Genomic DNA, 12,907 nt, shown 5'->3' on the forward strand with positions numbered 1-12,907 from the left:
GTTCGAAGGTAAGCGCCGCATGCCCGCGCGTCCGCAGCGACACGGGCGTGTCGCTGCTTTGCCGCGCGGATCGGGCTCAGCCGACGACGGCGAGGTCGGGCGAGGAGACGTCGATCGTCTGCGCGTCCGGCTTCGCGCCCATCGCCCGGCTCAAGGTCAGCGCCTTGGCACGCGATTCCTCGGCGCTCCCCCACACCACGACCAGCCCCGATGCGAGGGTCAGTGTGACGTCATCCGCGGTCGACGCACGGACGCCGGTGACGGCAGCGCGTACATCGGCGGGCAATGAGCGCATCACCAGTCCGACGCTCTCGAACGCGATGGAATCGACTCCGCCCTCGACGTCGATGAGCGGCTGACCTGGCGGCTGGTCGCTCGTCGTCGCGAGCGCCACGCCCGCCGCATCGACGAGCGTGTATCCGGCGTCCGACTCGATCACGCCGACCGCGGTGCGCTCGACGATGCTGACCGTCAGGTCATGCGGCGGCTTCGCCTCCAGCGCGTACGTCTCGATCAGCGGGAAGGCGAGAAGCGCGGCCTTGATCTCACTCGTGTCCACCAGCGCCAGCGGCGTTCCGATCTGGCCGCTCAGCGCCGCCTCCACGACCGCAGGGTCGAGGACCGTCGCGCCCACGACGGTGATCTTCTCCACGGCGAACAGCGGGCTGTAGGCCGTGGCCACGCTGCCGCCGATCAGCAGCAGCACCGCCCCGATGCCACTGATCCAGATGATGCGGCGTCGACGGGAGCGCTGCGTGAAGCGGCGGATCTCGGCACGCAGCGCTTTACGCCGGGCGCGTGCCGCACGCCAGACATCACGGCTCGTCGTCGGGGTCATGTCCGGCAGATCAAGCCCATCCGGGAGAGGCGGCTCGTCCGACAGGTCGGGCTCACCTTCGACCGCGTCCGGCTCCCGTTGTGTCCGATCGGCCTTGCGGCGAGGGCGCGGGGGCGGCGGCGGTGTCTCCTTCTCCGCCGGCGTCGGCAGCGGTGCGGGCCGGCGCATCGACTAGGCCTTGGAGGTCTGCCGCAGCGACTCGAGCACCTGCGGGATGATCTGGTAGACGTTTCCGCAGCCGAGCGTGATGACGAAGTCGCCGGTTCGGGCGACGGTCGCCGTGTAGTCGGCGGCCTCCTGCCAGTCGGCGACGTAGTGCACGTTCGAGGCGTCGTGGAACGCGCCGCTGACGAGCTCGCCCGTCACTCCGGGCACCGGGTCCTCCCGCGCGCCGTAGACGTCGAGCATCACGGTGTGGTCCGCGAACTCCTCGAGCACGTCGGCGAACTCCTGGTACATGTGCTGGGTACGCGAGTACGTGTGCGGCTGCTGGATCGCGATGATGCGTCCTTCACCCGCGAGAGTGCGCATGGCCTCGAGCGCGGCGCGGACCTCGGTCGGGTGATGCGAGTAGTCGTCGTAGACGGCGACACCGCGTTCGACGCCGTGCTGCTCGAGCCGGCGTACGGTGCCGGCGAAACCCTCCATCGCCCGAGCCGCGTCGGCGAGGGGATGACCGAGTGCCCGCAGCACGGCGATGCCGCCGGCCGCGTTGATCGCATTGTGCACTCCCGGCACCGCCAGCTGCAGACGCACGCTCTCGCCGTCGTGGGTGATGGTGGCCGATACCGGGCCGTCGGTGACGATGTCGGTGATGCGCACATCGGCGCCCGCCGCCTGGCCGAAGGTGATCACGTTCGGATGCGTGAGCCCGGCGCTGACACGGAGTGCACCGGCGTCGTCACTGGAGATCACGACCGCCTCGGTCGCCGCATCGGCGAACCGGATGAAGGCGTCGTGGAACGCCTCCTCCGAGCCGAAGTGGTCGAGGTGGTCGGGGTCGACGTTGGTGATCAACGCGATCGCCGTGTCGTAGAGCAGGAAGGTGCCGTCGGACTCATCTGCTTCGATCACGAACAGCTCACCGGATCCGGTGGCGCTGGACAGGCCGAGCTGCTCGATGACGCCTCCGTTGACGAAGTGCGGGTCGGCTCCCAGCTCGCGCAGGGCGGTGACGATCATGCCGGTCGAGGTTGTCTTGCCGTGGGCGCCGGCAACCGATACCAGCCGGCGGGACCCGATCAGCCAGTGCAGCGCCTGGGAACGGTGGATGACATGCAGCCCGCGCTCCTTCGCCAGCAGGAACTCAGGATTCTCCGGCCAGATGGCGCCGGTGTGCACCACCGTGTCGGCATCGCCGAGGTGCGCGGCGTCGTGCCCGACGTGCACGGTCGCCCCGGCAGCCGCAAGCGCACGGAGGTTGTCGCTGTCGGCGCGGTCGGAGCCGGAGACGCGGATGCCGGCATCGAGGAACATCCGCGCGAGTCCGCTCATGCCGGAACCGCCGATGCCGATGAAGTGGGCGTGGGTGATCGTCTCGGGGATCGGGAGGGTGAGGTCGGGTCTGATCATGTCGAAACCAGTCTAGATGGGGCCTGAACCGACTAGCTGGAGGCGCCCAGGGCGCGGTCGATCAGCGTCACGACGTTCTCGGTGCCGTTGCGTGTCCCGGTGCGCTCCGCTGCCGCGGCCATCCGGGCGATGCGCTGCGGGTCGCTCAGCAGGGGGATGACGATCTGCCGCACGGCGTCGCCGTCGAAGGTCGCGTCGTTCAGCAGCTCGGCGGCCCCCGCCGCCACGGCCGATGCCGCGTTGAGGCGCTGTTCGCCGTTGCCGACGGAGTAGGGGACGTAGAGAGCCGGGATCCCCAGCGCGCTGATCTCGCTGACCGTGGCCGATCCCGAACGCGAGACGATGAGGTCGGCGAGCGAGAACGCCAGGTCCATCCGATCGACGTACCGCCGGACGACGTAGCCGGGTACCTCCGGATCGGCGAGGTCGCTGCGCTCCCCCGTGACGTGCAGCAGTTGCCACCCAGCGGCGAGGACGTCGCCCCAGGAATCCGCGAGGGCTTCGTTGAGCCGCTGCGCGCCGAGCGAGCCGCCGAAGACGAGCAGCACGGGGCGATCGGGGTCGAGACCGAACGTCTCCGCGGCTTCCGCACGCGACGCGTTCCTGTCGAGGGCGATGATCTCGCTTCGCAGGGGCATGCCGACCACTTCGCTGCGCCGCAAGGGCGTGCCCTCGAACGCGACGCCGACGGCGGCAGCGCCACGGGCGCCCAGGACGTTGGCGAGGCCCGGCTTCGCGTTCGCCTCGTGAACGACGAAGGGGATGCCCTCGCGGCGCGCGGCGACGTATGCCGGAGCCGAGGCGTAGCCGCCGAAGCCGACGATCACGTCGACGCCATGCGCGCGGACGTGCTCTCGCACCTGGGCGATGGCCCGGCGGAAGCGCCCGGGAAAGGCGACCGCCTGCGTGTTCGGACGACGCGGGAACGGCACTTTGTCCACGATGAGGAGCTCGTATCCACGTTCGGGGACGAGTCGGGACTCCAGCCCCTCCGCCGTGCCCAGGACGAGGACCGATGCCTCCGCGTCTCGCGTGCGCAGCGAATCGGCGACGGCGAGCAGGGGGTTGACATGGCCGGCGGTTCCTCCGCCGGCGAGCAGGTACGTGGTCACCTGGTGACCCTACCCCGCCCTGCCGAACGGCCCCGTTCAGCCTTCGCCGGCTCAGCCATGGGAATCGTGCGCGCGAACGCGAGCAGCACGCCGCACGCGATGAGCACCGCGAGCAGCGCGGTCCCGCCCTGCGACATGAAGGGCAGCGGCACGCCGAGCACCGGGAAGATGCCGATCACGACGCCGATGTTGATCACGGCCTGCCCGACGATCCAGACGGTGATGCCGCCGGCCGCGACCCGGATGAACGGATCTGCTGTCTTGCGGATGATGTGGAATGCGCCGACGGCGAAGAACGTGAAGAGCGCGAGCACGACGATGCAGCCGATGAGTCCCAGCTCCTCGCCGACGATCGCGAAGATGAAGTCGTTCCCCGCGGCGGGCAGCCAGCCGTACTTCTCCTGCGAGTTGCCCAGCCCGAGACCGAAGATGCCCCCGTTGGCCATGCCCCAGATCCCGTGGATGGACTGGTAGCAGTCGCCGTAGTACGCCGACATGTCATCGCAGGTCGCCGTGATGCGGCGCATCCGGTCGGGGCTCGTGAGTGCGTAGGCGAGGACGGCGGCGACGCCGAGGATCAGCGGCAGGATGAACAGCCTCAGCTTCACCCCGGAGAAGAACAGGCAGCCCAGCAGGATGAGCACGAGCACCATCGAGGTGCCGAGGTCGTGACCGGCGAGCACGGTGCCGATCGCGAGCACGCCGACCGGGATCACCGGGATGAAGACCTGATGCCAGGTGCCGAGCATCGCCTGCTTGCGCAGCAGCACGTAGGCGACCCACAGCGCCAGAGCGATCTTGAGGAACTCGGAGGGCTGCACGTTGAATCCGGCGATCAGGATCCAGTTGCGGTTTCCGCCGTCCGCGACTCCGAGCGGCGTGAACACGAGCAGCTGCAGGAGCACCGCTCCGAACAGCGCGGGCCAGGCCAGCTTCTTCAGAAATGCGACCGGCAACCGGCTGATCACGAACATCAGGGGAACCCCGATGACGGCGAAGACGCCCTGTCGCAGCGCCCCGTCCATCGGGTTGCGCCCGCTCGCTACAGCACTCGCGCTCGTCGCCGAGAGCACCATCACGAGCCCGAAGATCGTCAGCAGCAGCGCGGTCGACGCGATGAGCATGAACTCCGTCGACACCGGAGTGAACCTGCGCCCGAGCGAGACCCGGGCGGCGAGTCCACCGGACTCGGAGCGCCCCTTCTCAGTGCGCGGGGTCCGAGCGACCTGTGTCATCGGCGCTCCCCCGGTCGATCCAGTCCCGCACCGCTTCGGCGAAGCGGCGGCCGCGATCCGAATAGCTGGCGAACTGGTCGAAGGATGCCGCCGCCGGGGCCAGCAGGACCGTGCCCTCGTCGTCGACGATCCCCGCCGCGATCTCCACGACACGGTTCATGACGTGTCCAGTCTCGTCAGCTTCGACCTCGAACACCGGCACCGCGGGCGCGTGTCGCTGGAATGCCGCGATGACCGAGGCTCGTTCGACGCCGATGACCACCGCCGCACGTGCGGTCGCGCCGACGTCGGCGATGAGGTCGGCGATGTCCACGCCCTTGAGATCTCCGCCGACGACCCAGACCGCTCCGGGGTAGGCGCGCAGAGACGACGCCGCGGCGTGCGGGTTCGTCGCCTTCGAATCGTCCACCCAGGTGATGCCGGCGTGCCGGGCGATCACCTGGATGCGATGGGCGTCGAGGTGGAACTTCTGAAGGGCTGCGTGGATCGCCGCAGGTGCGACGTCGAACGAGCGTGCGAGTGCGCTGGCGGCAAGGATGTTCTGAACGATGTGCGGGGCCGCCAACCCGGCACTCTGCAGGTCCGCCAAGGTGGTGAGTTCCAGCGCGCTGCGGGCGCGGTCCTCATGGAACGCACGATCGACGAGAAGGCCCTCCACGACGCCGAGGTCGCTGGGGCCCGGGATGCCGAGATCGAAGCCGATCGCCCTGGCGCCCTCGATGACGTCGGCGTCCTCGACCATGCGCCTGGTCGCTTCGTCTGCTTTGTTGTACACGCAGGCGACCCGGGTGTTGCGATACACGATCGCCTTCGCGTCGCGGTACGCCTCGGCGCTGCCGTGCCAGACGAGGTGATCGTCGGCGAGGTTCAGGCAGACCGCCGCATAGGGGAACAGCTCCCCCGCGGCGCTCGACTGCCCCAGGTACCACAGCTGGTGGCTGGAGAGCTCGACGACCAGTACGTCGAAGCCGGACGGGTCGCGCACCGCGTCGAGCACCGGTACCCCGATGTTCCCGCACGGAGCCGCCCGCAGGCCGCCCTCGACCAGCAGCGACGCGGTCAGCTGCGTGGTGGTCGTCTTGCCGTTGGTGCCGGTGATGAGCACCCATTCCGCAGGTGTGCCGTCGGCGCGGACCACCTTGTCTCGTACGCGCCAGGCCAGTTCGATATCGCCCCACAGGGCGACGCCGGTTTCCTGCGCCCAGCGGATGACCGGATGCGAGGGCGGAAAACCCGGGGAGGCGACGATGACCTCGGGGTCGAAATCGGTCAGCGCATCCGGGATCGGCGCCAGCGAGCCGAGCTCGAACCGGGCTCCGATCACGGGAAGCAGCCGCTCGTACTCATCGGTGGCCGACTCGCTGAGCACGAGGACGTCGGCACCCAGTTCGGCCAGCGTGTCGGCCACGGAGAACCCGGTCACCGACAGCCCCAGAACCGCGACCTTGAGCCCCCGCCAATCGGCGTGCCAGCTGGTCAGAGCATCCAGCCGGGCCTCAGTCGACACGCGTCAGCCACTCGACGTAGAACAACCCCACCGCTGAGACCGCCAGCAGGCCGGCGATGATCCAGAGGCGCACGACGATGGTGACCTCCGACCAGCCCCGCATCTCGAGATGGTGGTGGAACGGGCTCATCAGGAAAAGCCGCTTGCCGCGGGTCGCCTTGAAATAGAGGCGCTGCAGGATGACCGACCCGGAGGAGATCACGAAGACCCCCGCGATCACGAAGAGCAGCAGTTCGGTGCGGGTCAGGATCGCCATGGCGGTGATGACGCCGCCGATCGCCATCGATCCGACGTCGCCCATGAAGACCTTGGCCTTCGGCGCGTTCCACCAGAGGAAGCCGATGAGACCTGCGGCGAACGACGCCGAGATGATGGCGAGGTTGAAGGGATCGCGTACCTCGTAGCACCCCCCGAGCGCCTCGGCGTCGACGACCGTGCAGGACTGCTTGAACTGCCAGAAGGCGATCAGGCTGTACGCGCCGACGACGAAGACACCGGCGCCTGCCGCGAGTCCGTCGAGCCCGTCGGTGAGATTCACGCTGTTCGACGTCGCCACGCCGATGATCGCGATCCACACCAGGTACAGGATCCAGCCGAGGATCGCACCGAAGAAGAAGAGATTCAGCCAGCTGATGTCCCGGAACAGCGAGATCGAGGCGCTCGCGGGGTTCTGGCCGAAGGTGTTCGGGAAGTTGAGTGCGACGATGCCGAACGGGACGATCACGAGCAGCTGCCCGATCACCTTGCGCCATCCGGAGAGGCCGAGGCTGCGCTGACTGCGCACCTTCATGTAGTCGTCGATGAAGCCGACGGCGCCGAAACCGACCATCAGCCAGATCACCAGGATGGAGGACAGAGCGGGCACCTCGCCGCTCACGTAGACCCCCGTGAAGTAGCCGACGATGGTGCCGAGGATGAAGATCACGCCGCCCATCGTGGGCGTTCCCCGTTTGGCCTCATGGCTCGGGTTGGCGATGTCCTCGGGGGTGCGGATGACCTGCCCCCATCCCCACCGGCGGAACAGCCGGAGGAAGACGGGAGTCAGGAAGAGCGTGAAGGCGAGCGATATCGCCGCCGCCATTAGCAGAGACCTCACGAGAACAATTCTCCCAGACGATCGCCGAGATGCCGGAGGCCCACGGAATTGGATGATTTCACGAGCACGCGGTCGCCGTCGCGGAGTTCGGTGCGCAGGTACTCGAAGGCGGCATCCTGATCGGGCAGGTGCACGGCCTCGCTGTTCCAGGAGCCCTCACCGACCGCCGAGAGGTAGAGCCGCCGGGCCTCGGGTCCGACGACGACGATCCGCTGGATGTTCAGTCGAACGGCGAGCAGACCGATCCGGTCGTGCTCCTCGCCGGCGCTCTCGCCGAGCTCGGTCATCGCGCCGAGCACGGCGACGGTGCGCTCCTCGGGCCCGGTGATCTGAGCGAGCGTGCGGAGCGCGGCGGCCATCGAGTCGGGGCTCGCGTTGTAGGCGTCGTTGATGATGCGCACGCGGTCGCTGCCGAGCGGCTGCATCCGCCAGCGTTCCGCGATCTCCACGGTCTCCAGCCGGGCGACGGCGTCGGCCGCCGGCACACCCAGCACAGCGGATGCGGCGATCGCGGCCAGCGCGTTGCCGACATGATGCGCACCGAGAACCTGCAGGCGGAGCGGCAGGCGGTCGCCCTCGACCTCGACCGTGCAACGTGTACCGGAGGCGGAGACCTCGATGTCCCGCGCGCGGACGTCCGCACCAGGGCCCTGCCCGAAGCCGAAGACGCGCATTCCGCGATCGACGGCGAGTTGGCGCATCGCGGCGACCCGCGAGTCGTCCACGTTGAGCACGGCGGTCCCGTCGGTCCGTGCCGCTGCCACGAGTTCCGACTTGGCTCTCGCCGTCTCCTCGATGCCGCCGAATCCGCCGGCGTGCGCCATCCCGACCATCAGCACGACCGCGACGTCCGGCTCGACGAGACCGGCGAGGTGCGCGATGCTGCCGGGCGCTGCGGCGCCGAACTCGCAGACGAGGTACCGGGTCTGCTCCGTGACACGGAGCATCGTCACGGGAGCCCCGACCTCGTTGTTGTACGACTTGATCGGCGACACGGTCTCGCCCTCGGCCTCGAGGATGCGGGCCAGGAAGTTCTTCGTCGTGGTCTTGCCGTTCGAACCGGTGATGCCGACGATCCGCAGGTCTCCTCTCGCGCGCACGCGCGCGACGACTTCCCTGGCGAGGTCGGCGAGAGCGCTGACGACATCGGTGACGACGATCTGCGAGACCTGATCGTCGACGGGACGTTCGACGATCGCCAGCACCGCGCCGGCCTGTACGGCGGCGCCGACGAAGCGGTGACCATCGGTCTCGGCGCCGGGTTTGGCGACGAAGACCGAGCCCGGCTCCATGGTGCGGGAATCGGTGTCGACCACACCGTCGACCAGGGTCTCCGGGGTGTCAGTGCCGAAAACGCGCAGTTCGCCCCCGGTGATGGCGGCGAACTCAGCAAGCGACAGGGCGATCATGAAATCTCCAGGCGAGGCTCTCGCCGGCTAATCGAATTTGGGCAGCAACTCGTCCATCGGCGTGGAGGACGGCATCACCCGGTAGGCCTTCATCACCTGCGTCATCGCCTTCTGGAAGGCCGAAGCGGTTGCTGCGGACGATACAACCTTAGTCGGCTGATCGAGGGTGACCACGACGACGAACTGGGGGTCATCGACCGGAGCGAAGCCCACCATGCTCGTGTAGTAGACCCCGGACTTGTAGCCGCCGTTGCCGTCCGGCACCTCTGCGGTGCCGGTCTTGCTGGTGACGCGGTAGCCGGGAACCTCGATGTCCTTGGACAGCCCGCCCTGCACCGCGACGTTCTCCAGCATCCGCGTCAGGTTCGAAGCCGTCTCCGGCTTGATGATCTGCTCGCGCTTCGGCTCGTCAGGGGTGACCACGGTGCCGTCCGGCTTGGTGCACGACTCGATGAGCGAGAGGTCGACCTTCTCGCCGCCGTTCGCAATGGCCTGGTACGCGCCTGCGACCTGGGGCACGGTGACGGTGTAGGCCTGGCCGAAGGTGGTCGCGTAGCGGGACTGGTTGTCCCACTCGCCGGCGGGATGCAGGATGCCGGAGACCTCGTCCGTGAATCCGACGGTCGGTTGGCCGACGCCGAACCGCTGCAGATAGTCGTAGCGGACCTCCGGGCTGACCATGTCGCCGAACTTCGACAGTGCCACGTTCGAGGAGTCGATCAGCGCACCGGCCAGCGTGTAGTTGTTGGCCGGGTGCGAGAACGCGTCGTTGACCACAGCACCGTTGGGGAACGTCTCCCGCGACGAGGCGGTCACGCTGGAGAGCGGCGTGGCACCCGCCGCATCCATCACGGCCGCCGCGGTGATGGCCTTGAACGTCGAGCCGGGCTCGTAGTCGTGGGTGAAGACCTTGTTGCCCCACGTGTCCGGGCTCGAGGCGTCGAGATCGTTCGGGTCCATGGCGGGCCATTCGGCTGCCGCCCGGATCTTTCCGGTCTTCACATCGACGACGAAGACTGTTCCGCCCTGGGCACCCTGCTTCTGCGCCTCCTCCGCGATCATCTGCTGCATGTACCACTGCAGATCGCTGTTGAGCGTGAGCTGCACCGTTCCGCCGTCGACGGCATCCACGATGCGCTCGCTCCCCGGAATGACCACCCCATCCTTGCCCTTGCGGATGGTGCGTTCACCGTCGGCCGGAGCAAGGCATCGGCTCTCGAGCTTCTCGATCCCCTCCTGCGCCGTTCCTTCACCGTCCAGGAAGCCGACGATGTTGCCTGCGACGGCGCCGTTCGGGTACACACGCGTCTCGCGGGCTGTCATGTGCAGGTAGGCCAGACCGAGGTCGCGCAGTTCGATGTACTGCTCGGTGGTCAGCGACTTCGCGAGCAGCGCGTATTCGCTCTCGGAGTTCTTCGCCAGAGCATCGGCGACGATCGCCCGGACCTCGTCGCCGGTCTGTCCGGTGACCTTCGCGATCTTCTCGGACGCCTCGGCCCAAGGCAGCTTCGGCTCCTTCTTCTCCAACTGGGTGATGACCAGCGGGCTGAGCTGCGCGTCGTAGATGAGGACACTCGAAGCGAGCACTGTGCCGTCAGAATCGATGATCGAGCCGCGCTGGCCGGCGATCTTGTCGGTCGTGCCGAGTCCGGTGTTCAGCGAGTCCTCGACGTGGGCATCGGCGTTCACGACCTGGATGTCGACCAGGCGGACGACGAACGCCGCGAGCACCGCGAGCACGACGGCGAGGGCGACGACGGTGCGTCGCCGCGGGCTGCGGGTGGCTCGTGTCGTCATGGGGCTCTCTCCGTCTGCGGGTGTCGGCTCAGCGGGTCGTGGGGCTGGGGAGGCCGTCGGTGATCGCCGGCGGCAGGTCGGAGGTCGTGCTGTCGGAAGTCGTGCTGTCGGCGCCGTCTTCCGTGACCGGCGGCGCGGTCTCGGCCGCAGCGCCGGGCAGCAGGGCGTTGCTGACCGCTCCGGCACCGTTGGGGTCGACCGTCGAGTACCACTCGGCACCCGTGCCGGCACCGAACACCGCGCCGTCGCTGAGGCGCAGGTACGAGGCCGAGCCGGCGACGACCATGCCGAGATTGGCGGCGTTGCTGGCGAGCAATTGTGGCGAGCTGAGACCTGTGAGCTCCTCCTGCAGAGCGTGGGTGCGCAGGTTGAGCTCGCGCTGCTGCGAGCTGAGGTCGGCGAGCGTGAACGAATCCTGGGTGATCGCCAGCGAGAGAGCGATCTGAGCGGCGCCGATCGCCATCGCTCCGCCGAGCGCGATCAGCGCATAGGCGAGTTTCGGCTTGCGACGCGCGGCAGGACGCTCGACCGGGCGGAGCCGCCGCTCCGGTGACCTGGTCGGTGCCGAGGGCCGGGGCAGGGCGCGTGCGGTGGCGTTGAGGCTCATGCCGACTCCCTGATCTTCTCGGCCGCACGCAGACGCACCGGGATGGCCCGGGGATTGCGCGCGCGCTCGGCGTCGTCTGCAAGTTCCGCGCCCTTGGTGACGATGCGGAACCGCGGCGCGTGCTCGGGAAGCTCCACGGGGAGACCGGCCGGCGTCGTCGAGGCGGCACCGGCGGCGAACGCCTGCTTGACCAGACGGTCCTCCAGCGACTGGTACGACATCACGACGATCCGACCGCCGACGCTCAGCGCGTCCATGGCGGCAGGGATGGCGTCTGCGAGCACGTTCAGCTCGGCGTTGACCTCGATGCGCAGGGCCTGGAAGACCCGCTTGGCCGGATGGCCGGCACGTTGCGCGGCGGCCGGGGTCGCCGCGATCAGCAGCTCCACGAGTTCGCCGGAGCGGGTGATCGGCTTCTTCTGCCGCGCCTCGATGATGAAGCGGGCATAGCGGCCGGCGAGCTTCTCCTCGCCGTAGCGCTCGAAGATGCGACGGAGGTTGCCCTCGTTGTAGGTGGCGATCACCTCGGCCGCGGTGACGCCCTTCGTCTGGTCCATGCGCATGTCCAGCGGCGCATCCTTGGAGTAGGCGAAGCCGCGCTCGGCCTCGTCCAGCTGCAGCGACGAGACGCCGAGATCGAAGAGGATGCCGGCGGCGCCCTGTGCGTGCAGGCCGATCTCGTCGTACACGGTGTGCACGAGGGTGATCCGGTCGGCGAAGCGAGCGAGACGCTCCCCCGCGATCCGGAGAGCGTCGGTGTCGCGATCCAACCCGATGAGGCGGATGTTGCTGAAGCGCTCGAGGAACGCCTCGGCATGGCCGCCCATGCCGAGCGTGGCATCCACCAGCACCGCTCCATCGGCCCTGAGGGCGGGAGCGAGCAGTTCGACGCAGCGGTCGAGCAGGACGGGGGTGTGTATGTCGCGGAGGTTCATGATCTTTCTCGGGTGAAGTTCTCTTTCCGGTGACCAGGGCCCTGATCCCCCTCCGCTCGACCCGGCACCGGGGAAGTGTGTCGGGGCGGGAGCGGCGGGGCATCACAGCCGTGGTCAGAAGAGTCCCGGAATCACCTCCTGCTCCAGGTCTGCGTATGTCTCCTCGCCGGCCGCGAGGTAGGTGTTCCAGCTCTCGGCATCCCAGATCTCGGCGTGTGCGCCGACTCCGGTGACGACGAGTTCCTTCTGGAGCCCGGCGTACTGACGAAGGTGCGCCGGGATGGTGATGCGGTTCTGGCTGTCCGGCATCTCCGCACTCGCTCCGGAGAGGAACAGGCGCATGAAATCACGTGCCTGCTTGTTGGCGAGCGGCGCCTGTCGGATCCGCTCGTGCATGGTCTCGAATTCGGCCGTGCTGAAGACGTAGAGGCAGCGTTCCTGCCCGCGGGTGACGACGATGCCGCCGCCCAGGTCTTCGCGGAACTTCGCGGGAAGGATGACCCGTCCCTTGTCGTCGAGCTTCGGTGAGTGCGTCCCCAGCAACATGGCCATCACCCCCTCTTCGTCCGGCCAACTCGAGGTGCGCCCCACTTTACTCCACTTTCCTCCACAAACCTACGGACAATCGCCGCGATCCCCCACTCGCGCACACCTGAGTCCACCGAGATTGTTGATTTTCTGCGGTGGAGGCGTGTGGAGGGAGGGTGGAGGAACGGAGCAGACCGGCATCGGAACGTGCCGCGCCGGGATCGAGCCGGGCCTGGAAACACGGAAGGCCCGGATGCTCAGAGCATCCGGG

At 68.3% G+C, this 12,907-nt stretch carries 11 protein-coding genes; all 11 read right to left on the reverse strand.

Going from position 1 to position 12,907, the window contains the following annotated elements; translation table 11 throughout:
• Positions 1-76: 76 nt before the first annotated feature.
• The 11 genes from CUR96_RS07665 to mraZ all read right to left on the reverse strand — a co-directional run bounded on the left by CUR96_RS07665 (position 77) and on the right by mraZ (position 12,654).
• Positions 77-838 carry an FtsQ-type POTRA domain-containing protein gene (locus CUR96_RS07665; protein ID WP_245861125.1) on the reverse strand — a complete coding sequence of 254 codons (762 nt, stop codon included), beginning with the start codon at positions 836-838 and terminating at the stop codon, positions 77-79.
• A 171-nt stretch (positions 839-1,009) separates the two neighbouring features.
• Positions 1,010-2,410, reverse strand: a complete 1,401-nt coding sequence (gene murC / locus CUR96_RS07670) for a UDP-N-acetylmuramate--L-alanine ligase (RefSeq protein WP_102192713.1) — start codon at positions 2,408-2,410, stop codon at positions 1,010-1,012.
• A 32-nt stretch (positions 2,411-2,442) separates the two neighbouring features.
• Positions 2,443-3,522 (reverse strand): UDP-N-acetylglucosamine--N-acetylmuramyl-(pentapeptide) pyrophosphoryl-undecaprenol N-acetylglucosamine transferase, encoded by a 1,080-nt coding sequence (locus CUR96_RS07675; RefSeq protein WP_102192714.1) that lies wholly within the window; start codon positions 3,520-3,522, stop codon positions 2,443-2,445.
• Complete coding sequence (gene ftsW, locus CUR96_RS07680; RefSeq protein WP_102192715.1) at positions 3,519-4,757, reverse strand: putative lipid II flippase FtsW; 1,239 nt, start codon at positions 4,755-4,757, stop codon at positions 3,519-3,521. The genes CUR96_RS07675 and ftsW overlap by 4 nt, the downstream gene beginning before the upstream one ends.
• The gene (gene murD, locus CUR96_RS07685) at positions 4,726-6,264 is read right to left on the reverse strand and encodes a UDP-N-acetylmuramoyl-L-alanine--D-glutamate ligase (protein ID WP_102192716.1); all 1,539 of its coding nucleotides are present in this window, start codon (positions 6,262-6,264) and stop codon (positions 4,726-4,728) included. Before murD ends, ftsW begins: the two co-directional genes overlap by 32 nt.
• A complete protein-coding gene (mraY, locus tag CUR96_RS07690) occupies positions 6,254-7,360 on the reverse strand; it encodes a phospho-N-acetylmuramoyl-pentapeptide-transferase (RefSeq protein WP_102192717.1) in 1,107 nt (368 codons plus the stop codon). The genes murD and mraY overlap by 11 nt, the downstream gene beginning before the upstream one ends.
• A complete protein-coding gene (locus CUR96_RS07695; protein ID WP_102192718.1) occupies positions 7,357-8,769 on the reverse strand; it encodes a UDP-N-acetylmuramoyl-tripeptide--D-alanyl-D-alanine ligase in 1,413 nt (470 codons plus the stop codon). The genes mraY and CUR96_RS07695 overlap by 4 nt, the downstream gene beginning before the upstream one ends.
• A 27-nt stretch (positions 8,770-8,796) precedes the next feature.
• The gene (locus tag CUR96_RS07700) at positions 8,797-10,566 is read right to left on the reverse strand and encodes a peptidoglycan D,D-transpeptidase FtsI family protein (protein ID WP_102192719.1); all 1,770 of its coding nucleotides are present in this window, start codon (positions 10,564-10,566) and stop codon (positions 8,797-8,799) included.
• A gap of 28 nt (positions 10,567-10,594) precedes the next feature.
• Positions 10,595-11,173, reverse strand: a complete 579-nt coding sequence (locus CUR96_RS07705; protein WP_102192720.1) for a hypothetical protein — start codon at positions 11,171-11,173, stop codon at positions 10,595-10,597.
• A complete protein-coding gene (gene rsmH, locus CUR96_RS07710; RefSeq protein WP_102192721.1) occupies positions 11,170-12,108 on the reverse strand; it encodes a 16S rRNA (cytosine(1402)-N(4))-methyltransferase RsmH in 939 nt (312 codons plus the stop codon). Before rsmH ends, CUR96_RS07705 begins: the two co-directional genes overlap by 4 nt.
• Before the next feature lie 114 nt (positions 12,109-12,222).
• Positions 12,223-12,654, reverse strand: a complete 432-nt coding sequence (mraZ, locus tag CUR96_RS07715) for a division/cell wall cluster transcriptional repressor MraZ (protein ID WP_102192802.1) — start codon at positions 12,652-12,654, stop codon at positions 12,223-12,225.
• Between the last annotated feature and the right edge of the window lie 253 nt (positions 12,655-12,907).

Origin of the sequence: Microbacterium aurantiacum (assembly GCF_002872075.1) — a bacterium.
Lineage (GTDB): Bacteria > Actinomycetota > Actinomycetes > Actinomycetales > Microbacteriaceae > Microbacterium > Microbacterium aurantiacum_A.

Excerpts from the sequence above, each read along its gene's own strand:
- CUR96_RS07665 (WP_245861125.1), bottom strand. The coding sequence starts at position 838 with ATGACCCCGACGACGAGCCGTGATGTCTGGCGTGCGGCACGCGCCCGG.
- murC (WP_102192713.1), bottom strand. The coding sequence starts at position 2,410 with ATGATCAGACCCGACCTCACCCTCCCGATCCCCGAGACGATCACCCAC.
- ftsW (WP_102192715.1), bottom strand. The coding sequence starts at position 4,757 with ATGACACAGGTCGCTCGGACCCCGCGCACTGAGAAGGGGCGCTCCGAG.
- CUR96_RS07695 (WP_102192718.1), bottom strand. The coding sequence starts at position 8,769 with ATGATCGCCCTGTCGCTTGCTGAGTTCGCCGCCATCACCGGGGGCGAA.
- CUR96_RS07700 (WP_102192719.1), bottom strand. The coding sequence starts at position 10,566 with ATGACGACACGAGCCACCCGCAGCCCGCGGCGACGCACCGTCGTCGCC.
- CUR96_RS07705 (WP_102192720.1), bottom strand. The coding sequence starts at position 11,173 with ATGAGCCTCAACGCCACCGCACGCGCCCTGCCCCGGCCCTCGGCACCG.
- rsmH (WP_102192721.1), bottom strand. The coding sequence starts at position 12,108 with ATGAACCTCCGCGACATACACACCCCCGTCCTGCTCGACCGCTGCGTC.
- mraZ (WP_102192802.1), bottom strand. The coding sequence starts at position 12,654 with ATGTTGCTGGGGACGCACTCACCGAAGCTCGACGACAAGGGACGGGTC.